The 20,590-nt window shown below is 42.7% G+C and carries 16 protein-coding genes; 2 read left to right on the top strand and 14 right to left on the bottom strand.

Annotated elements, in window-relative coordinates; genetic code table 11:
• Window positions 1–8: 8 nt before the first annotated feature.
• Window positions 9–500, bottom strand: coding sequence for a DUF4258 domain-containing protein (locus A3860_RS37450; protein WP_158085487.1), 492 nt, complete (start codon window positions 498–500; stop codon window positions 9–11).
• Window positions 501–816: 316 nt separating this feature from the next.
• Here A3860_RS37450 and mtaB point away from each other — a divergent pair, with 316 nt between their 5' ends.
• Window positions 817–2,112: a tRNA (N(6)-L-threonylcarbamoyladenosine(37)-C(2))-methylthiotransferase MtaB gene (gene mtaB, locus A3860_RS37455; protein ID WP_081155722.1), complete on the top strand. Its 1,296-nt coding sequence runs from the start codon at window positions 817–819 to the stop codon at window positions 2,110–2,112.
• A 15-nt stretch (window positions 2,113–2,127) separates the two neighbouring features.
• On the opposite strand, the gene A3860_RS37460 is transcribed toward mtaB, so the two are convergent.
• Window positions 2,128–2,688 carry a DNA-3-methyladenine glycosylase I gene (locus tag A3860_RS37460; protein WP_081155723.1) on the bottom strand — a complete coding sequence of 187 codons (561 nt, stop codon included), beginning with the start codon at window positions 2,686–2,688 and terminating at the stop codon, window positions 2,128–2,130.
• A 270-nt stretch (window positions 2,689–2,958) separates the two neighbouring features.
• On the opposite strand from A3860_RS37460, the gene A3860_RS37465 reads away from it, so the two are divergent.
• Window positions 2,959–4,398, top strand: coding sequence for a PAS domain-containing protein (locus tag A3860_RS37465; RefSeq protein ID WP_081155724.1), 1,440 nt, complete (start codon window positions 2,959–2,961; stop codon window positions 4,396–4,398).
• 107 nt (window positions 4,399–4,505) lie between these two features.
• Here A3860_RS37465 and A3860_RS37470 read toward each other — a convergent pair whose 3' ends face one another.
• The 12 genes from A3860_RS37470 to A3860_RS37530 form a co-directional block, all read right to left on the bottom strand.
• Entirely contained in the window at window positions 4,506–4,949 is a 444-nt protein-coding gene (locus tag A3860_RS37470) for a response regulator (RefSeq protein ID WP_081155725.1), read from the bottom strand.
• 473 nt (window positions 4,950–5,422) lie between these two features.
• Window positions 5,423–6,598 carry a sensor histidine kinase gene (locus tag A3860_RS37480; RefSeq protein WP_081155727.1) on the bottom strand — a complete coding sequence of 392 codons (1,176 nt, stop codon included), beginning with the start codon at window positions 6,596–6,598 and terminating at the stop codon, window positions 5,423–5,425.
• 239 nt (window positions 6,599–6,837) lie between these two features.
• A complete protein-coding gene (locus A3860_RS37485; RefSeq protein ID WP_081155728.1) occupies window positions 6,838–7,710 on the bottom strand; it encodes a DUF4249 domain-containing protein in 873 nt (290 codons plus the stop codon).
• Window positions 7,711–7,758: 48 nt separating this feature from the next.
• On the bottom strand, window positions 7,759–10,131 hold the full coding sequence (locus A3860_RS37490; RefSeq protein ID WP_081155729.1) for a TonB-dependent receptor: 2,373 nt from the start codon (window positions 10,129–10,131) through the stop codon (window positions 7,759–7,761).
• 611 nt (window positions 10,132–10,742) lie between these two features.
• A complete protein-coding gene (locus A3860_RS37495) occupies window positions 10,743–11,192 on the bottom strand; it encodes a hypothetical protein (RefSeq protein ID WP_081155730.1) in 450 nt (149 codons plus the stop codon).
• Window positions 11,193–11,273: 81 nt separating this feature from the next.
• The gene (locus tag A3860_RS37500; RefSeq protein WP_081155731.1) at window positions 11,274–11,627 is read right to left on the bottom strand and encodes a hypothetical protein; all 354 of its coding nucleotides are present in this window, start codon (window positions 11,625–11,627) and stop codon (window positions 11,274–11,276) included.
• Between the two features lie 269 nt (window positions 11,628–11,896).
• Window positions 11,897–12,226 carry a hypothetical protein gene (locus tag A3860_RS37505; protein ID WP_143774458.1) on the bottom strand — a complete coding sequence of 110 codons (330 nt, stop codon included), beginning with the start codon at window positions 12,224–12,226 and terminating at the stop codon, window positions 11,897–11,899.
• 396 nt (window positions 12,227–12,622) lie between these two features.
• Window positions 12,623–13,126 (bottom strand): hypothetical protein, encoded by a 504-nt coding sequence (locus A3860_RS37510; protein WP_081155733.1) that lies wholly within the window; start codon window positions 13,124–13,126, stop codon window positions 12,623–12,625.
• Between the two features lie 185 nt (window positions 13,127–13,311).
• A complete protein-coding gene (locus A3860_RS37515; RefSeq protein ID WP_143774459.1) occupies window positions 13,312–14,244 on the bottom strand; it encodes a hypothetical protein in 933 nt (310 codons plus the stop codon).
• A gap of 280 nt (window positions 14,245–14,524) precedes the next feature.
• The gene (locus tag A3860_RS37520; protein ID WP_081155735.1) at window positions 14,525–14,722 is read right to left on the bottom strand and encodes a hypothetical protein; all 198 of its coding nucleotides are present in this window, start codon (window positions 14,720–14,722) and stop codon (window positions 14,525–14,527) included.
• A gap of 323 nt (window positions 14,723–15,045) precedes the next feature.
• On the bottom strand, window positions 15,046–15,408 hold the full coding sequence (locus A3860_RS37525) for a hypothetical protein (RefSeq protein WP_081155736.1): 363 nt from the start codon (window positions 15,406–15,408) through the stop codon (window positions 15,046–15,048).
• Window position 15,409: 1 nt separating this feature from the next.
• On the bottom strand, window positions 15,410–20,560 hold the full coding sequence (locus A3860_RS37530; protein ID WP_081155737.1) for an RHS repeat domain-containing protein: 5,151 nt from the start codon (window positions 20,558–20,560) through the stop codon (window positions 15,410–15,412).
• Between the last annotated feature and the right edge of the window lie 30 nt (window positions 20,561–20,590).

Raw genomic sequence — 20,590 nt, forward strand, 5'->3', positions numbered from 1 at the left:
AGGGTATTTTATTTACAATCACAGGTCCATTCGGTGCCCAGGTCAATGACTGTTACAACCACCATGCCCCGTTTGGAGGGGGCGAAAATGATGCGCACTTCCTGGCCATCGTGGGTAGTGCCTTCCAGCGCATATTTGGGATCGGGGCGGCCGGCCGGTTCGCTTTTGCGGTAATTGATGCGGCCTTTCTCCAGGATCTCCTGCACTTCCCCCTCGTCAATATGGCGGCACCCCATGCGGCAACGGGCATGTTTGGTGAAAATGAGTTGACCGGGGTGGCGATCGATAGGGTCGGAACCGGAATTGCCATTATCCGGGGCAGCCTGCGGGCCATTGCCGAACTGATCATCAGAAGTTGCCCGGTTTTCACGGTCCTGTTTATGATACTGTTTGTGATGGTTGCGGCGATTACCCTGGCTCTCCTGGTTCCCCCCATTATTTTGACAGGCGATCAGTAGAACAAAGCCGAAAACGAATATCCTGGAAAGTATTTGCTTCATAATGAACGTAAAAGGAAGGCAATTTAGGGAGAAAGTAGAAGACGGCATACTGGCTTTCAATGGAAACACCCTCGTTTTTCTATTGGAAAGACAGAGATATCCCGGAGATATCCCGCATATAACCCACTAATGACCTGCAGATAACCGGCCTCTTATTAGAGGTGGAATATCTGTAGATCAATGGTAATACCGTTACAGATTTTCTGACCAAATTCCAGCTGGTTGCCCTAAGTGAGCCCCTGTTTATTTATCGAGTTAGCGCTCTTACTTCCCCCTCTAGGGGGTTAGGGGGCATTTGATTATCTTTGCGCCCTCTATGGGCGCAAAAAAAACAGTGGCATTTCATACATTAGGCTGTAAACTGAACTTTTCAGAAACCTCTACCCTTTCGCGCATGCTTGAAAATGAGGGGTTTGAAAAGACGGCCTTTGAAAATGTGGCAGATGTGTATGTGATAAACACCTGTTCGGTGACCGATAATGCCGATAAGGAATGCCGTCAGCTGGTTCGGCGTATTCAGCGCAAATCGCCTGAAAGCCTGGTAGTGATCACCGGTTGTTACGCCCAGCTGAAACCCAAAGAAATTGCCGCCATCCCCGGCGTTGATATGGTATTGGGCGCTGCCGAAAAATTCAATCTGGCCCAGCATTTAAAAGAGCTTACCAAGGGCGATGCCACCAAAATTTGCAGCTGCGATATTGAGGAAGTAAATGGTTTCCATTCTTCGTTCTCCATTCACGACCGCACCCGCACCTTTTTAAAAGTGCAGGACGGCTGCGATTACAATTGTTCTTTCTGCACCATTCCCATGGCGCGGGGCAAAAGCCGCAGCGACCTTATTGAACGGGTGGTGGAAAATGTAAAACAGCTGGCTGCCAATGGTGTGAAGGAGATCGTGCTCACCGGTGTGAACCTGGGCGATTTTGGAAAAGGCAATGAGCCAGATCCGGCGGTCACGGGCAGTCCCCGCAACCGCGAAGAGAACTTTTACGAGCTGGCCAGTGCGCTCGACAAACTGGAAGGCATTGAACGGTTCCGCATATCCTCTATTGAACCCAATTTGCTTACCAACACAATTATTGAGCTGGTAGCCAACAGCAATACCTTTATGCCGCATTTCCATATTCCCCTGCAAAGCGGCAGCAACCGCATTCTGGGGTTAATGCGCAGAAGGTACCGCCGCGAGCTGTATGCCGAACGCGTTAAACTCATCAAAACGCTGATGCCGCATGCCGCTATAGGGGTTGATGTAATTGTTGGTTTTCCCGGCGAAACGGATGCCGATTTTCAGGAAACATTCGATTTTCTGCACGAGCTCGATGTAACCTACCTGCACGTATTTACCTACTCTGAACGGGATAATACCCATGCGCTTACCCTGGGACCGGTAGTACCCGTGAACGTAAGGCATGAACGCAACAAGACCCTGCGTAACCTCTCCTACATGAAACAACAGTACTTCAACCAGCAGTTTGCCGGCCAAACCCGCACCGTTTTGTTTGAAGAGAACGAAAAAAGCGGAATGATGGAAGGCTACACCGATAATTACATCAAGGTGGTAGCGCCGTACAAAGCGGAATGGGTGAATAAGGTTGTTGAGTGGAAGCTGTAGGCCTCGTTCCTCCTATTATTTTTTCTTAGAAACCCAGGCCGGTTTGTGTTTCAATACTACTTTATACACCGGACAGGAATCAATATGCGCCCCCGGCAGGTAGCCAGTGCTTTGCAGGAATTCGCCAACAATTTCGCCGCCCGTAAACCGGAAGGTCTTTTTGAACAGCTTTACCCATTCTTCTTTCGATAACGGATGATGGGCATCGAGCCAGTTCTTGAAAGAACCGTGTTCTTTCTGGATCTGCAATATGCGTTTAGCGTTTTCAATAGCCGCGTCTATTTTCAACCGGTTACGGATGATGCCGGCATCCTGCATCAGCTTCTCTACCTTTTTATCGCTGTACCGCGCTACTTTCTGAATATTGAAATCATCAAAGGCTTTGAAGAAATTATCTTTCTTCTTCAGGATGGTCGTCCAGCTTAAACCGGCCTGGTTGATCTCCAGGATCAGGCGGGCAAATAATTCATTATCATCATGTATGGGGAAACCATATTCTTTATCGTGATAGTGTATATGTACATTGCCGGCTTCCATTTTATGCACGGCCTCGCAGTAGCTAGCAGGTTTTTCCATAATCAAAAATAATGATTTGGGCGAATCGATCAGCGCGTCAGAAACACATCAACAAATTAGGGTTTTCACTTATACAATAAGTAGTTTCCTTGATTAATGAATGAATATGCGAATTTATTTAATCAAATAGAGTAGATTACAGTCGGTTAACAGTAGCAGATGAATGGTATCACATTTACAGTTGGTTATGTAATTGATACGGGTTCACTTTTACAAAACATGGTTAATAGCTCTGGGGTAGTATAAACATACACTACTCAAAAACATGCTATGCTTGCAGCGAACCATTCTTTGAATATATTGGTGGTGGAAGATAATCCCAGTGATTTTTTTCTTTTTTGTGAGTACCTGAAGCTCAGTAAGCTTCCCACCAAAAATATATTCCGCGCCGAACGCCTTAGCGAAGCAGTACTATTAGTACACGAACATCAACCCGACCTCATTTTTCTCGACCTGAGTCTTCCCGATAGCGATGGCATCAACTCCTTCGAACGGCTTAATGAAGAAGCACGGCATATCTCTATTATTGTACTGAGTGGTTTAAGCGACAGGCAAATTGCGCTGAACACTATTTCCCGCGGTGCACAGGACTATTTGGTAAAAGGAGAATTTGATGATAAGGTGCTGGCCAAATCAATTCAATACAGTATTGAAAGAAAAAAGATCCTGCAAAAAGTAGTGGAGAATTTCGAACGGTACAACACCCTCATTAAAGCAACCAGCGATACCATTTGGGACTGGGACCTTCGCACCAATGATGTACTCTGGAACGAAGGCATCTCTTCTGTTTTTGGCTTCGCCCCCGGCGAAGTGCAAAACACCATTGAATGGCATCACCAAAATATTCATCCTGAAGACCGCGAACGCATATTGCAAACCATTTCTGCCTGTATGCGCGAAGGACTTGACCACTGGCAGGAAGAATACCGGTATAAATCGGCCAACGGCGTTTATAAATTTGTGTATGACCGGGGCTATATTTTAAAAGCCGAACACAACAAACCCTATCGCATCCTGGGCGCCATGATGGATATTACCGAACGCAAGAAAATGCAGGAAGAACTGGTACGCAACCAGATCGAAACGCAAAAGCTTATTACACAGGTGACCATTCAAACGCAGGAACAGGAACGGCGCGAAATAGGCCATGAGCTGCATGATAACATTAACCAGATACTGGCCACCGCCAAGCTGTGTGTTGATATGGCCATCAATGAAGAAGAACACCGCAAGGAACTGCTGAGCAAAAGCTATGAGAACATCACCAAGGCCATTAATGAAATACGTGCGCTCTCAAAAACACTGGTTCCCCCCTCATTGGGCGATATTGGCCTCAAAGAAGCCCTGATTGAGTTGATCGAAAACCTGACGGTATCGCCCGAACTAAAGATCAGGATAAAAGCCAACGACCAGCATATTGAAAACATGTCGAACAACAAAAAGCTCATCATGTACCGCATTGTACAGGAACAGTTGAACAATATACTGAAGCACTCGGGCGCAACGGAAGCATTGATTGAACTAAAGACCATGCGCAACTGGCTTCAGCTGAATATCAAAGACAATGGCATTGGCTTCGATACCCGTAAAAAGAACCGGGGTATTGGGTTGAACAATATCATTAGCCGGGTTGAAATGCAAAATGGTAAAATGGAGATCATCAGCGCGCCAGGCAAGGGCTGTACGTTGAAGATAGAGATCCCAGGATAGTTGCCGGTTACCAGTTACCCATTCCCGGGCCTTGAATTTCGATCACTCTACCTGCAGTCGGAGTCTCCGAATTTTTTTCCTGGCGACCAGAAACCGGTAACCGGTAACTAACTCCCTAAACCACATTGATCAGGATAGTATTTTTTTAAAATGTCCTGCAACATGACCGACGTGAGCGGCTTGTTCCTGAACTCTTTCACAGAGGGTATTTTGCGGGCCTTTAACTCATCTTCTGGGTTGAAGGAAGTGGTAAGCATGATGACAATGATGCTGCTTTTACGTGCATTGGGCAGAGCTTCGTATTGCTGCAAAAATTCCCAACCATCCATGGCAGGCATATTGATGTCGAGAAAGATGATCTCGGGATTGGGACAGTCTTTGTTTAACGGGGCGGGCTGACCCGCACAGGTAAGATAATCCAATGCTTCGCGGGCGCCAGGAATGATCTTAATATGATGCGTACACTCCAACTCTTCAACCGCTATCTTATTTAAAAAGTTAGTAGGCTCATCATCATCAACTAACAGAATACAATTTAATTTCACCTTCATAACAAAGATGGTTTCAATATAGGTTTAAACGGGTAATTTTTCAGCTGCTGTGTACTGTTTTAAAACATTTAGGGGTTAAGGTTTAAACACACTTCTTTACAACCGGCATGGTTGAAAACCTTCTTAAAACAGTAACCTGTTCGTTTATGTATAAATACAGAGCGGGGGATGTTGGACGCGCAGTTTCCAATTTAAATTCAGGAACTACTCAGGGTAAAATCAGGAAACCGGCAGAATTTATGATCCCGTACGTTTTCTTAGGGTTACTGGCCTTCTGGTTTATTTTGCAACCGGATAAAGATAAAATATAAACCGAATTAAATTATAATTAATTTACTGATGTATATATTTTCACTTATACGTTAGGTATACTAAAGCGATTTAATATGAGGAATACAGACGAGAATTCTGATTTTGCGATTGCGGAATTTTGGGATTTGATCAAATCTCAAAATCTGGAAATCCCTACATCATTATTGTGCGCCATCAGCAATCGTAAAGTAAAACGTACTTCCCACTCCCGGTTGCGATTGTACCCAGATCTTTCCACCATGCAATTCTGCAATTTTTTTACAATGGGCCAATCCTATGCCCGAACCATCGTACGTTGAACGATTGTGTAACCGTTGAAAAATAACAAAGATCTTTTCCAGGTATTGTTCATCGATACCAATACCATTATCCTTTACCGAGAATTGCCAGTACCCATTAGTTTGCAGGGCGTCAATGAATAATGCCGGTGTAACACCGGGTTTTCTGAATTTTATGGAGTTACTTATCAGGTTCTGAAAAAGTGATTTCAATTCAGTAGGAAATACATTATTTAATACGGGTAACCGGCCTGTTTTGATAAGCACCTCATTTTCGACGATCATATTATGCAGGTCGGCCAGCACTTCCTGAACCAGCACATTGCAATCAACGGGGCGACTTTCGTTACCGCGGCCTATGCGGGAATAATCGAGCAGGTCCTTGATGAGGATCCTCATTCGACCTGAGGCCTGAACAATATAATCAATGTACTGATCAGCCGTTGGGTCAAGCTGGCCATGGTATTGTTTACGCAATAGCTGTACAAAGCCCGAGGTGGTTTGCAGCGGTTCCTGCAGGTCGTGCGAAGCCACATAGGCAAACTGTTCCAGCTCCTTGTTCTTTCTTTCCAGTTCGGCCGTACGTTGCTGCACTTTTCTTTCGAGCGTTTCCAACAGATTCCTGACCTTCTCCTCTGCCATTTTACGCTGTTCCACCTCGGCTTCCAGTTCTGCCGATGAACGCAGGGAAAATGCCACCGGCAGCAGTTTGATGAGGTAAAAAACCGTGATCCAGCTTAAAATACCCGTTATAGCCCGTACCAGGGCATTGATGCGGTAAACAGGATACCAGAAGGTAACGGCATCGAAGAAATGGGTAGAACCGCAGGCCAGAATAAAACCGGCAAATAAAAAGTATACCCTTATAAAACGGGCGTCGTGCTTTTTGGAAATATACCGGATAATGATGAGGGGAATGGCAAAATAGGCCGACCATACCAGGATATCGCTGATAATGTACAACCAACCGTGAAACTCAGACCATTTACCACAATGCCAGCGTGGTGGCCAGTCTGATGTATCGAGTAATTTCCGGAAGAAGTCGGCTACCTGTTTCATGAAAAAAGGATTTTAGTACTGTATGTATTAATACAATAATGCGCTAACAGCTACTAATAAAAATCTGGGAATTGTGATGTTGGGAGCCTAACCGGAATGCCTGTTTTAACCTGTACCCAAGGTAACACAAAATACGCTATAAATAAAAAAGGTCAGTGGTATAAACAATGACCACTAAAAAACAAGGTGAGCCACCCTTACAGGGCGACCCACCTTTAACCTATCAATTATCAGAAATGTTACTCTACTTTTTTGGTGGCCGAGATCTCGGACACCGTGCCAAACCAACCGTAAATTTTTGTTTTACCGGTGGTTGACTGGTTGTTCAAATTGGCCGGTACATTATGCATCACCTTGCCAAACAACCCATCATTGGTAAGCTGCTGCTGCACCTGTTGCAGGAATTCATACGAGTTTTTCGACACCCCGCGGATCAGCACTTTTACCACGTCGCCTTTTTCGTAAGGTTGATCGCCTGGCGTTACGCCATCGCGGAAAGGCGGAATAAAAGCATATCCATCAGTAAGGCCATCATCACTAAAAGAGCCATCGGCGCTCAGCATTTCGCCCACATGATAATTCAGCGAGCCATTTTTGTACGTCCGGATCCAGTAATAATCAACCGCACCTATTGCATCATGCACATACAGCTTTACGTAGTAGCCTTCTTTATCTTCCCCATCTTTCTTTTTAAATTCAGATGTCAGCGAATCTATTTTGGTATTGCGTTTCAGGTCATCGGTTGCTTCAAACTGTTCGCCATTCCAGGTAATGCTTAATTTATAGGTATGCCCAATTACCCCAATGGAGCTGCTGCCGGCATCGTAATTATAGGCGCCATTTGAAAACGTGAACGGATACGACTTACCCGCTGTTACGTCGGTTACAGTGATCTGTGCATTGGAAACCACTTCGGGCGCATTCCTGTTCATATAATCAACTGCCTTTAAAAACTTGATTGTTTGTACCCCGGGCTGATCGGTGATCCAGGCATCAACATAAGGCAGATCATCTGCTTTGGGCAGATCGAGGTTAATGACCTTTGTACAGGAAGCAAAGGAAGCACCTATTAATACAACAGAGATATATTTGACTACTTTATTTCGCATCATTTTTATTTTTGTTTGTCCTATTTTTCTTTCGCTCGAACTTCGGTTTGTTTAGAATTTAAAATTCCAGGTCACAGAAGGAATGAGAGAGCCGATGATAGATAAACGCACGGCTTCTTTCTTTTCGGGCTCATCTTTATTTGTCTGGAAATAGATGCTATAGGCATTCTGGTGGGCGTACAGGTTATAGATACCAAACACCCATTCCTGTTTCATTTTTTTGCCCTGGCGCCCCTGCATGGTAGCCGAAACATCGAGGCGGTGATAAGCCGGCAACCGGAAGTCGTTGCGTTTATTGGTGCTGTTATACGGGATACCCATACCCTGTATGTCTAACCGTGAATCGGGGAAAGTGGAAGGGGTACCGGAACCAAGCGTAAAGTTGCTCGAGAACGACCATTTATCGTTCAAGGTATACATTACACAGGTATTGAGCACATGGGTGCGGTCGTAGCGGCTCAAATACCAGTCGTTGTTACTGATACCTGCTGTTCTGCGCAATGATCTTGATAAGGTATAGTTGATCCAGCCCTGCCATTTACCGGTTTCTTTTTTCACTTCCACTTCAACACCATAAGATTTTCCTTCGCCGGTGAGCAGGTCAGCTTCAACCAACTGGTTCAGGTCGAGGTTGGCGTTGTCGATATAATCGAGCAGGTCCTGCATTTTCTTATAGAATGTTTCCACCGAAACTTCCAGCGGCCATTTGTTAAGCTGGGTAACAAACCCTACTGAGTACTGATCAGTTAAAGAAGGTTTAATGTTGTTGGTGCTGGGGAAGTACAGGTCAACCGGTGTGGGCGAAGCGGAGTTCGTCAACAGGTGAATATATTGCGTAGCGCGGGTATAACCGGCTTTCAGGAAAGTGTTCTTCTGTAACTCATACCGCAATGAAATGCGGGGCTCAAAGAAATACCATTCTTTCACCGGGCTTTTGCTGGTTACATTGTCAACATGGTCGAGCGGTTTGCGCACATTGGCGGTGGTATCCCTGAAGTAGAATACAGAAGTATTGCCCAGGTATGCGTAGCGGTTGAGGCGAACGCCGGCCTGTAACTGCCATTTTGAATTCATTTTCCAGGTATCTTCCAGGAAGGCGGCGGTTTCGGCGCCATAACGGCGTTTAAGCAAAATCTCGTTTTTGTTGCCTTCGCTGCTGGCTACGCCTTTTCCGGGGAAGAAATCATAATAGATCAGGTTCACTCCGGTTTTTATTGTATGCTTATTGCTGGCATACCAGGTAAGCGATGGCTTAATGCCATAGGTTTGAATATCTGAGGTCCAGTCGTACCCTTGTTGCACATCATCGTCTGATTTAAATTTCAGGCTGTAATCGTATTTGGAATAATATACGCTGGTGTTCAGGAACAATTTGCGGTTGAACAGGTGGTTCCAGCGGAATGTACCGGTTGTATTACCCCATTTGAATTTTACCTGGTTGCCAAACCCAAACACATCGCGGCCGAAATAACCACTCAGGTAAATGGTGTTCTTTTCATTCAATTCATAATTCACTTTGGCAGTGAGGTCGTAGAAATACATGGTACTGTTGCGGTCACTTTCTTTAAGGAAAGGTTTGGCCAGCACGTCGATATACGAACGGCGGGCAGCCACCACAAAGGAAGAGCGGTCTTTTTGCAGGGGACCTTCAACCGACAGGCGGCTGAACACGTTACCGATACCACCATTCACGTTATACTTCTGGTTGTTCCCTTCTTTCATGCGAATATCGAGCACCGAAGAAGTGCGACCACCATATTCGGCGGGGAAGGCACTTTTGTACATGGTTACGTTCTTTACCGCATCGGGGTTAAATACAGAGAAGAAACCCAACAGGTGCGAAGAGTTGTATACGGGCGCTTCATCCATGATGATGAGGTTTTCATCAACATTACCACCACGTACGTTGAAACCGGCAGAGCCCTCACCCACTGTTGTAACACCGGGCAGGGTAAGCAGGGCTTTAACCACATCGGGTTCACCCATAAAGGCCGGGATCTTTTTTATTGTGCTGGCGCTTAATTGTTGTATACCCATACCAACGGTATTGGTGCGGCGTAGTTTTTTTTCACCGGTGATCACCACTTCCTGCATGTCTTTACCCGCAGTGGCCATTGACACATCAACAGTGGTATTGCCTTTCAGCTCAATTTCTTTTTGCGATGCCTTGAAACCGGAATAGGTGACCAGCATGGTATATTTACCGGCCGGCAGGGTAACTGAGTAATAGCCATATGAATTGGTCATTACGGCTATGCCGGAAGGCTGAATGGTGATGGTAGCATTGATCAACACTTCACCGCTTGATTCATCTTTAATATACCCGTTAACGGTGAATTTGCCGGTTTGTGCCTGCAAGCCCCCCATAATGAGTAGCATTTGTAAAAAACTGATAACAGAAAAACGCATCAACTGTCGGATCATAAAAATTGTGTGTTTGAGAATATGAGACAACGGGGATGTTGATCACCCCTATTGCGTTGCAATATTTTTTATAAAATCATCATTTTAAAGATCATGGGGTTCATATAAGGCAAGAATCTTATACAAGTTTGTAAATGCCCACGATTGGTAGCAATGACCCGGAAAATATTACATGATAAATTCACAGGCACATGAACCTGCAGGCAATACTACCCAGCTACCCTTGTTCAAACAGGGAGACGAAAGAACATTCAACAGATTGCAAAATTCAAACAAAAAGGTGATTATTTTTCCGGATTGGCCGAGAAGTCACCGATATTTTACCGATAAATGATGAGTGGTAGGAAGGTGCGTTTTGATCAACGAAGCATTGATACAATAAATATTATGAAGAGAAACGGCAAAACAGTTGTTAGTAGAAGGAGGAGGAATGAGCAAAAAAAACGGGCTCTTCCTTACGGAAGCAGTAGTTATCCAGGAAGCCAAACAAAAAGAACAGTAATTCCACACACAAATAAATGATGCCAATTTTATTTTTTATGCGGTGCATTGTTTATTGGTTGCGAAGTTTTTGTTGTTCGCCTGCTGGTGGTACGAAGCGTATTATTCTGCTAATGTGAATTTTGCTTAGGAGCATTCGATAATATTTCGTTGTTAAACCTTTTTTCAATACGCTTCAATTCATCATCTTTAATCTTAGACCTACTAAAAACCCAATGATAACGATCAATATTTTCATTGAACACACCCATTATCCAACAAGGGAATGCATTAATTGAAACCCTGTAATATTCATTTGGGTACTTTTTAAAATAAACAATTCTCTGTTCTTCACCTAGCGGCAGGCCACCCAAAGAATCTAAAACTTTATAATTAGCAGTATCAAATTTAAGAACCGAGTCAAAGTATTTAATTAAAGATGAAGCCTGTATACTTGTGTCTTGAAATATTATGTCCAAATTCTCAACCTCTTCGTGTACGGCGTAAATATGGCGTAAGCAACCCTTACAGCTTAAAAGACAAGTCGCCGATATTATTATTGAAACTACAAAACGATTCATTATGATTTATTTTTTGGCTTACCAGATAAGCCTTTCGCATAGGAGCAATTGCAGAGAGGTATCATGGAAAATAAGTTTGTATTAATGCATAAATTCTTCTGGAACTCCTGGATGTTCATCAGCCTTTTCCCACTTAAGATTAATAAGGTTAATATTTTTTGACAAAACAATATCAAATCCCTGTGAGTATCCCAATCCTTTTTGATACACTACACCCCAAAGGGTATCTGCAGGACCGGAATAATATTTATACAGCTCCGCTTTTTTAATACATATATAATCACGACTATGCAAAGGATATGTTCTACCGGTGTCATAAAATACGGATCTAAAATCCTCTTCCACTCCTTGGTAATATATTGCCATCAATCCATCTTTCAACCTGCCAGGCATACTATTATCTAAAAATAAAGCATAATCGAAGCAGTATCGCATTCCAGAATACTGTCAACATTTTTAACACAATCACTTCTCTTCTCTTTACAAGAAAGCAGCAGAATAATTACAAGGCAGACAATCACTCTCATGGTATCTTCTTTATATAATCATCGAATTTAGTTTCAGTACCTGGCTTTTTCCATCATAGGCGCCAATACCAACCTGAAGGCTGGTGCAATCTTGCAATTTTAACACTCGAGGATTAGTATTCAACATAGAAAGACAGCATCTTTTATTCGTGTAAAACGGCCTCCACGACCACCATTTTACATAATATTTTCAGGGCAAAAAAGAGTTTTGGGATCCATTAACCTTTTATCTCCCACATACCTAAAGATGCATTCATTATTATCTGATATTAAACCTACAAAAACAAGTAAAACACCAGACTTTCGACTTACATAAAATCCTAAATTGTCATTAGGGTAAATGAAATTAAATTTTCGAAAAACTATCTTAAAAATAGCATCATTATTACCCTTAACAATTTTATCCTCTACAATCAAGAAATACTCTTTTGATACGTCCTGCCAAGCCGCTTGAAATCTATTAAAAAGGAAATTGTTATGTACAAAAATCGAATCTCCTTTCTTCATGTTGAAATCAAAAAACAATGAACGGCTATCATTAGTTTTCCTCTGATAAAATATTCTATCCCCTTCTTTCGAAAGCAAACCTGAATACCCAAATTCAGGAATAAAAGTATTTGAACTGTCAACATAGCCTTTCCATGAATTCAGTCTAAATTCAAAATATTGCTTCCCTTCATTCTTGAAAGAGGAGTCATAGGATATCAGTTTTGATGAAATAGGTTTAAAAAAGGCACGTTTTATTACCAGTACAACAAATAAGGCTCACCGAAAAAACCAGGTAAATGAGCTTTGTGATAAAATGTGTATGCAACGTTTTCATGGCGTTTTACTTTTGCCTTTTCGCTTTTTTCTTTTTCGTCTGAGATTTGCCTCGTCAACGAACAGAATTACACATGAAAATCAGTGCTGCATTTGCTTAAAATCCGGGGGCAACGGCATAAATTTTTCTTCCGGCTCTTTCAATAAGGTTTTAAATAGTACATAGTTCAATACCTTCTTTGAGTAAGGCAAAAATCTATCCGGGTAAAAGAAAACAACTAATTCACACTTTTTCAGGTTTAAAGAAGAATCCGTCATATTCAACAATGTTATCAAAACAACATTTTCATCATTTTTGCCTTTTTCCAGAGAGATACTATCTAACACCTGAGCCCCATATTTTTTCATTATTGCTGTTATCATTTTACCGTCGTTTTTAATACCATCTTTTACTTCTTCATACCTTTTATTCTCATCAAACAAGCCATGTATCCTGGCAGTATCATATTTTACCAAATAATCCACCAGACTTTTTGTTGTTGATTTAAAATATGCATACTGGCTTTGTGCACTAACCACACCAGGCAGGAACATAAAACACAAAACCTTCATCACAATCAAAATATAACGTTTCATATTTTCCATATCAACATATTGATTAACAGCTTTTACAACCCGTCAGCAGATCCCCGGCGATTTCCATCATGATCCTGCGCCTTTTTGAGTTCAAATTTATTTCATAATATAGCAAAAAAAAGATTGAATACCCAACTATGAATAGGTATTCAATCTCTTTTTTTTTATCGTAAGTCTCGAATATCCTCCTTTTCTCAATACGATATAATCCTCCGCCTTAAGGCCAATGGATTATTAAATACAATTTTCTTTTCCGAATACCTGTTCTTATCCACTGCTCCTTTTATAACATACAGCCAACAAAACTCATCATCTGCCGGGAAATCGGCATCATTAATTTTTTTGTAATATTCCAGACTATCCTTTTGCAATAATTCAATTATCCTTTTATAAAAGATAGGAGCAACAGAATAAGCAGGATCTTCAAAATTCAGTTCAGCAAATCTTTTAGTTTGATAAAAAAATCGTCCATTTTGTATATCATTGGAGTATACATACCCTGAAAGTTGATAGGGACTGCAATACTCCTTAATAACAATTATACTTTTTACGCTATCGAAATCCTTTTCAAACCTGTTCGCGATTTTTTGTTCTGCTATACGCAACGAACGACCGTCATCATCTGACCTGTAGTGCTGACTTTTAACATATTGATCCAATATATTAAAAGTTCTATTCCGACTCTCATACTTCCCAGTTACACATGACAAGCAGAAAGAAATATAAATAACTATCGATATCCTGGCAATTGTAATATCCTTGGCTCGAGAGCGAGTTCTTTCTGGCATAGGGATCCTTGTTTGCTGATGAACTTGCTGTATACTCAATTGCGTATATCTTAGTTTAAAATTAATTAAGTTTGTTCGCAAAAATTCCATATACGTATTAGTTGTAAAACTAGACTCTCTCACAACCCCGCCACCTGCAATGGGTGAATAATGTGTTCTTAACGGGAGATTATTTTTAAGTCTAATTTTATTCTCTATAAAAGAGGCAAATATTTCGTCCTTAGAAATATCTTTTTTCGCTGGCTCATCCGGATTATTAGGATTGACAACATCCTTTCTACTTTGCAACTCACGCAAAGGGTAAAGCTCTTCACCTGCGCTGCCCAGGTCTTCTACCAAGATCAGTTTGTGTTTCAGTTTCCTGTTTACCGGAGTAGTAAAGAGCATTTTCTGAAAGGCTGGTAATCTGGATTACATCTTCTGGTAGCATCAGTTCGCCTACACCTGATTGTAAATGTGTTTTACCAATATCACTGCTACCCAGACTGATCACACGCAATGGTTCTTTTCGCTTCCTCCTTGTAAACACAAGATACACCAATAACCGGTTATTATCTTCACCAATTCCTCCACACTTTGGCCGATCAAAACATTATTTCTTTCAAAAGCACCGGGTGCTTCAAAAATTCTTCAGCCTGCTTTTTTCTGCTTCAGTTAATTGCATTATCGGTTCTTTTTCTTTAGCCTGTTGTTTAAGCTGTTCAAGCCTGTACGCTTCCAGATCATTGATCAGTCCAGCAAAAGCAATAGCCAGATAAGCTGCACCCAGTGTAAACCTTTTAGCACAACACCTAACCAGTTTATCCAGGGCTATCATTGTTTTACAGGCCCAGGTTATGCCGTACTGCTACCTATTTGAATACCACTTTCAGGGTTACCCGCATCCCAATGCTTCTATTCTAAGGCCACAAGAACCAAAAATTAAATTATCCAAATTGCCAGGTAACATATTCCCGGTTGTCTGTATTGAGTTTTACGATCGAGTGAAATAAAAAAGAAGGCCGAGCCAGACCTTCTTCAATGGAATAAATAAAAAAAGCCAAGCAGTGTGCCTGGCTTTAGTTTATTTGTTTATGTTATGTTACTGAATACCCGAACACTTTATTATGGAAGGTTCGTGAACGTTGCACCGCTCTCATCTTATTCAATATCATCATTTATAAAGTTGACCATATCATCTATAGCATCTCGAAACCAATCCCAGAAAGTATTATATTCTTTAACAAGCTCGTAACCAACAGAAGCATAATCATGAATAATAATCAGTTTGCCTTCATTGTTCAAATCCCAGCAGGCAACATCATCACAATCTCTTCTCTGCGCAAAAGGAATAAGTTTACGCTCTGGATATCTACTTTTCAACCCCTCATATCTTAGTTTAACTCGATCATCAACTAATATCTCCCATGGTTGAATATTCACTAATCCAAGCTCAACAATTCTTATATATTCAGGAGGATAAATGAACTGAAATTTCAAGTAGGATTCATTTAAAAAGTTCATGTTATTGTGTTTTACTTTTTATTTTTACCGCAGGAAGATCAAAACTACCATTGGGATTTGCAGTACAAAACTTCTTTCCTTGATCTTTGACTCTTAACTTAATTGCATCACCCCAAGTCTTAGCATCAACGCCATATTGTGCTTTAATTCTTTCTTTCATAACTTTATCAAGTGTTTCAGTATAATCATGTACAATTGCTATAACATCAGTTTCAGAAGACTTGGCAGAATATAATCGTTTATTATCAAAAGAGGTATATGCACCATCCTCCATTTTAACAACATCAATCGCATCTCCTTTCCACCCATTAGCGGTCATAGATTCTGTGACTTCCTCTAATACCGTACCATTAACTGTACGTTGTGAAAATCTAACCAAGGAAGGGTCTAGTTTCGTTACAGATCGAAAACTACCAGCAAATACTCCTGCACCGGCTATCCAATTTATAGGATTTGAAACTGTTTCTTTCCATCCCCTAACAAGCGAGCTAACACTAAGAGGCTTAATGCCCAACGTCCAAATCCACTCAGATCTATTGTGAAGACCTTCCGGATTTTTTGCTAGGTCTTTTACACCATCTGGTCCAACCACCCATTCATCATTGTACATGCCTTTAAAGCGACCCTCTTTATAATGATACCTCGCTATCCAGTATGATTCTCCGTTTACACCAACTAATCCTCTTAATTCGTAATTCCCAATCCAAACAGACTTGGTTTGTTGAGCCACGCCGGGTGCAGTTGCATTTGAAATATGCGTAACACCTTTAGGCACAGATTGAGGATCAAATTGTTCAGCTCCATCTAAATCAATATATCTAATAGGATTATTCCCTGAAAACTGATACAATGAATAATAAGGAAATTTTGCAGATAGAGGGTCAGTACTCAAGAACTTCCCAATCCTCGGATCATAAATCCTGAACCCATAATCATACTGATTCCCCTCTCCCTTTACTTCATTATCACTTTCCTTGTCATTAAACCCATACCTATACCCATCTGCATTAAAACTCCTACCCGGCTGCAACATCCCAAACGGATAATAGTCCTGCGCACTTACAACCTGTGGGTTAAAATAATCTACGGTATTGTTGTTAGAAGAAACACCTAATTTTTTATCATTTACCGTTACAAGTACGTTCCCTAAATGGCTACTCAGTTCAAATAGCTTATCACCTCTGCCAAAGGTAATATTATTACCCAAACCAAGCAATGGCATCGCCATATCATCAGGATTGTAATCAATGGCTACGTCCAGGTTACGCCGTAACAGCCCCATCCTACTACTGCCATATAAATGTAGCTCGATTTGGGACAAGTGGCCAGTGTTTACTGTGCTATTTCCTGACTCATAAACACTCATCACATTTCCCTGCGCATCCCGTATGTACCAGGTGGTGTCTGCCGAAGCAGGAGACGATTTCACTACTGCTTTGCTGATCCGGTTGCCACTGGCATCGTAAGTGTATGAGATATCCGTACCATCCGATTTAACAATGCGGCTGATCTTTCCATATATTGTCCAGCTGATCTTATTAATACCCTCAGCGTTGTCCTTTACCAGGTTGCCAATGGCATCATAAACATAGTTACCCGCTGTCTGTTTATCGATATCCACATCGTAATTAGTCGCAGGCACACTATCACTCATATGGTCCAGCCGGTTAGTCCCCATTACATATTTATAGGTCAAACTATCCATTCCCAACGGCTTGCCACCTGCTGTGTTACCATTGCGTTTGTAGGTTAAGATATTTCCATTGGCATCGTAACTCACCCGTTCCTGGAAGTCGCCGCCCAGTTTGATGATATCACTCCAGTCATTGCTGTTCTTTTGCCAGGCATCCATGGCTACCAGGCGGTTGAGCTGATCATATTGGTAATTATATAGCAATGGATTTCCCAACTTCTCATTGTTCACTGCCATGCTACTGATATTGCCATTATACAATGGACGGTATTCGGTGCCCAGTATAGCATTCACCCCATTATCCTGCGGCGTAGCCCCACTGATTGCCTTATAGTCTCCATTAAAGTAATTCAGCATGAAGTTATATGCCGGCTTGCCTATTATACTGCCTGTGCTGCCATCTGGTTGTAAGGTATTTCCTCCACCAGTTAATATATTGGGGTTAACAGACTTTAACCACCCCTGCAGATTATAAGTATAATTAATGCCCTGCACCTGCTGTTCACCTATTATGGCCCTGGTTAATGGCCCATGATCATAATACTGGTAAAACGCATCATTATCCCAATTGATACTATCTGCACTGGTGAGTACATTGACAATGCGATTCTCGGCATCATAGGTGTATTTATGATAAAACGCATCGGCCTGGCCAGGCTGATAGCTTACCTGATTCACTTTTCCACTTACCAGATCAAAATCATAGGCAATTTTCTTAAACCGGTTGCCATTATTAGCCATTGTGCCTAGCCTGTAGTCCTGCACCAATGTATCCACATTGCCTAATATATCATAGGTATAATAGGTAGCTGCTGCAGCTTCATTATTACTCAGATCGGTAGATGTATTGTATAACCCGGTCCATGATACCCGGTTACGGAGGTTGCGGGCCTTTAGCACGGGTTGTATCGGCGTGTATTCAGCATCATAGGTGGTTTTCGTGATCTGCTCTGCGGTTGAAGCGGCCCCCGTTAACCATCCCGTCAGTAATGATTGATCGCGGCTAATATTATCAGTGATAGCTGTGCTACTTGTAAGTTGTCCAACCTCGATAATACGTCCTATTCCATCATACTTTGTATAACTATACTGCGTACTATCCTTTTGCTTTGCATTCTGTGATACACTCATCCTTCCTAATCTATCGTACCAGAAGGCGCTTGTTCCGCCATCGGGCGAGTGTTGCGCCACCACCTGATTCAAAGTATTATACCGGTAATCGGTATACATCGTATGCTGCGCAGCCAGTTCAGTTCCTGCTGCGCGGGCGAGTCTTACCTGTACAGTATCGTATTCATGCACCCCAGCCGGTGGAACAGTGCGGATCAGGTTACCCGCCTGATCATAATAATATAAAGTGTAATGGTATTCATTCTTTTGATAGGTAACTGTAAACGACTCATAGCGGTAAGCCTGTAAACATTTATCGATGTACCGCTGTTCAAAAGCACCAGTTAGTGAGTCAGTATATACTTTATACAGCTCCGTCCCTTTACTTATTGCAAAGAAAGTACTGTCTGAACAAGCTCCTATGTATTCATTTTTTAAGGGCGGCAGTACTGTTTGTGCTTTACCACAGAGCCGTGGCCCTTCATAAATATTGTAGCAGGTGCCATTGCCCGGACAGGCCAGCGTAGAGTCTTTAGTTAGTGACAAAGCCATTGCCGACAAGACAACTCCGGTATTGGTTGGCACTACAAACTGGCTTGCCACCGGCGCCCAGTTGATGCGGCCCATTATTGGAGTTGTTATTCCTCCTGTTACTGTATTATCATAACAACCATAGTTTGGTTTTACTACCAGGATCAGCATCTGACTATTGTTATCACCCACCACCGCAAAGCTGCTGTCGCTCTTTTGGATGATCCGGCCAACAGTTTGTGTGCCCGACAATGCTGTCTCGGTTGACCATTGCAGGTTGCCCGCTGCATCCATCCGTTGCCAGATGATGTGCTCGCTGTTATTACCCGTTTGTGCTATCATGTAACCACCATCACTGGTTGGGAACACCGCAGAGGTAACCATCCGGTTGCTGCCTGCTGGCACATTGAACCGTTTGTACGATGCCACCGCACCTGTTCTTGTCAGGTTCACCACCGATACCTGTGCATTGGTAGTTCCCAGCTTCTCTGCATTGGTGGCCAGTACCAGATAGCCATTTTCAGTGGCATAGATATCCCTGAACCAGGTGCTCTTTGTTTCGCTGGTGCTATCGGCATAATGCCAGGAGTTCACCAGGGATCCATTATTTTTATCAATACGATGTACCACGCCAAAATAACGGTCACCCACATTGCGGTCATATGCTGCACCGGTCACCAGCAGGGTGTCCGCATCCTGCAACAGGCCATACGAGGGCTTGCCATCATATGATACCGTATCGGCGCCTGGCGTATAACATTCATAACTGTTATTCTGCAAACGGCTCGTACCAAACCGGTGTGTCCAGTTTATTGTTCCATTGCTTTGCAGGCTCGTGAGCACAAACTCACCAAAACCGGTATGCTGGTTATAAATACCAAGAGCAGCATAACCGCCATCAGCCGTTTGAATAACATCATAGCCCCGCTCACCGAGTGGCGTTCCAAAACCGATCGTTTTTGTCCAGCTGGTGTCGCCACCGGCATTGGTTTTTACGATCAATATAGCGCCCGTTGTATAGTGACCCGATTTAGTGGTACCGATGGCTATATACCCATTATCGCTCGTGCGTCTTACCCGGGTAAAATAATCTTCGCTGCTGCCATCGTATTGTTTTGACCATTGAATGGCGCCCACACTGTCTGTTTTTATCAGCACCGCATTCGATCCGGTCTTCCCTGCCATGATGTAACCATGATCAGGGGTTGTCTGCACATCTTCCAATTTGCCAGAAACAGCTGTCAGGAACAAACTTCCTATTCGCTGGTCAACGCAATGGGTTACACTACTGATGCTGCCGGCAGAATCGGCACACTGCTTCATGAACTGCAGGTATTCCCAGCTTTGCAGTGAATAACCCAGGCGGTTATTCATGTAGTTTTGGAAAAGCGTATTACGCTTGTTCTGCAGGGTATCATTGGCTTCTGCGATACGTGGCGTATCGTTCGGGTATTGCTCTTTGTAGCTTTGGTACAGGCTCGCAACCACGGTACAAGACGTACATACTTCACCCGCATTACATTGCAGGGCCGGTGGCAGGTAAATTGGCGTGGCGAGGAACGTACAGGCTACTCCCGCATCTGTTGGTGTGCTCGTATTGTTACATAGATTTAATAAAGCCTGCAAATCGCTATCTGTCATCGTCGCTCCCTGCGTTCTTTGAATATAGGCTGCAAATGTGGCGTCCCTTCTTCCAAACAACCGGCTCACCCTGTATTTTACATACAGATCATTGATCAGGTGACACTCACAATCGGCCGGTTTGGTAACAACCGGTTTGTTATAGTATACCGGTTGCTTATCATAAGGCGCAGGCATCGTGATCAATTCGGCATTGCAATCTACACT

It is taken from the genome of Niastella vici, assembly GCF_002077945.1.
GTDB classification, from domain to species: Bacteria; Bacteroidota; Bacteroidia; order Chitinophagales; family Chitinophagaceae; genus Niastella; species Niastella vici.

Bases quoted from the DNA above. Each gene is read 5' to 3' on its own strand.
- A3860_RS37450 (WP_158085487.1), bottom strand. From the start codon at position 500: ATGAAGCAAATACTTTCCAGGATATTCGTTTTCGGCTTTGTTCTACTG.
- mtaB (WP_081155722.1), top strand. From the start codon at position 817: ATGGGCGCAAAAAAAACAGTGGCATTTCATACATTAGGCTGTAAACTG.
- A3860_RS37460 (WP_081155723.1), bottom strand. From the start codon at position 2,688: ATGGAAAAACCTGCTAGCTACTGCGAGGCCGTGCATAAAATGGAAGCC.
- A3860_RS37465 (WP_081155724.1), top strand. From the start codon at position 2,959: ATGCTTGCAGCGAACCATTCTTTGAATATATTGGTGGTGGAAGATAAT.
- A3860_RS37470 (WP_081155725.1), bottom strand. From the start codon at position 4,949: ATGAAGGTGAAATTAAATTGTATTCTGTTAGTTGATGATGATGAGCCT.
- A3860_RS37480 (WP_081155727.1), bottom strand. From the start codon at position 6,598: ATGAAACAGGTAGCCGACTTCTTCCGGAAATTACTCGATACATCAGAC.
- A3860_RS37485 (WP_081155728.1), bottom strand. From the start codon at position 7,710: ATGATGCGAAATAAAGTAGTCAAATATATCTCTGTTGTATTAATAGGT.
- A3860_RS37490 (WP_081155729.1), bottom strand. From the start codon at position 10,131: ATGATCCGACAGTTGATGCGTTTTTCTGTTATCAGTTTTTTACAAATG.
- A3860_RS37495 (WP_081155730.1), bottom strand. From the start codon at position 11,192: ATGAATCGTTTTGTAGTTTCAATAATAATATCGGCGACTTGTCTTTTA.
- A3860_RS37500 (WP_081155731.1), bottom strand. From the start codon at position 11,627: ATGCGATACTGCTTCGATTATGCTTTATTTTTAGATAATAGTATGCCT.
- A3860_RS37505 (WP_143774458.1), bottom strand. From the start codon at position 12,226: ATGAAGAAAGGAGATTCGATTTTTGTACATAACAATTTCCTTTTTAAT.
- A3860_RS37510 (WP_081155733.1), bottom strand. From the start codon at position 13,126: ATGGAAAATATGAAACGTTATATTTTGATTGTGATGAAGGTTTTGTGT.
- A3860_RS37520 (WP_081155735.1), bottom strand. From the start codon at position 14,722: ATGATAGCCCTGGATAAACTGGTTAGGTGTTGTGCTAAAAGGTTTACA.
- A3860_RS37525 (WP_081155736.1), bottom strand. From the start codon at position 15,408: ATGAACTTTTTAAATGAATCCTACTTGAAATTTCAGTTCATTTATCCT.
- A3860_RS37530 (WP_081155737.1), bottom strand. From the start codon at position 20,560: ATGCCTGCGCCTTATGATAAGCAACCGGTATACTATAACAAACCGGTT.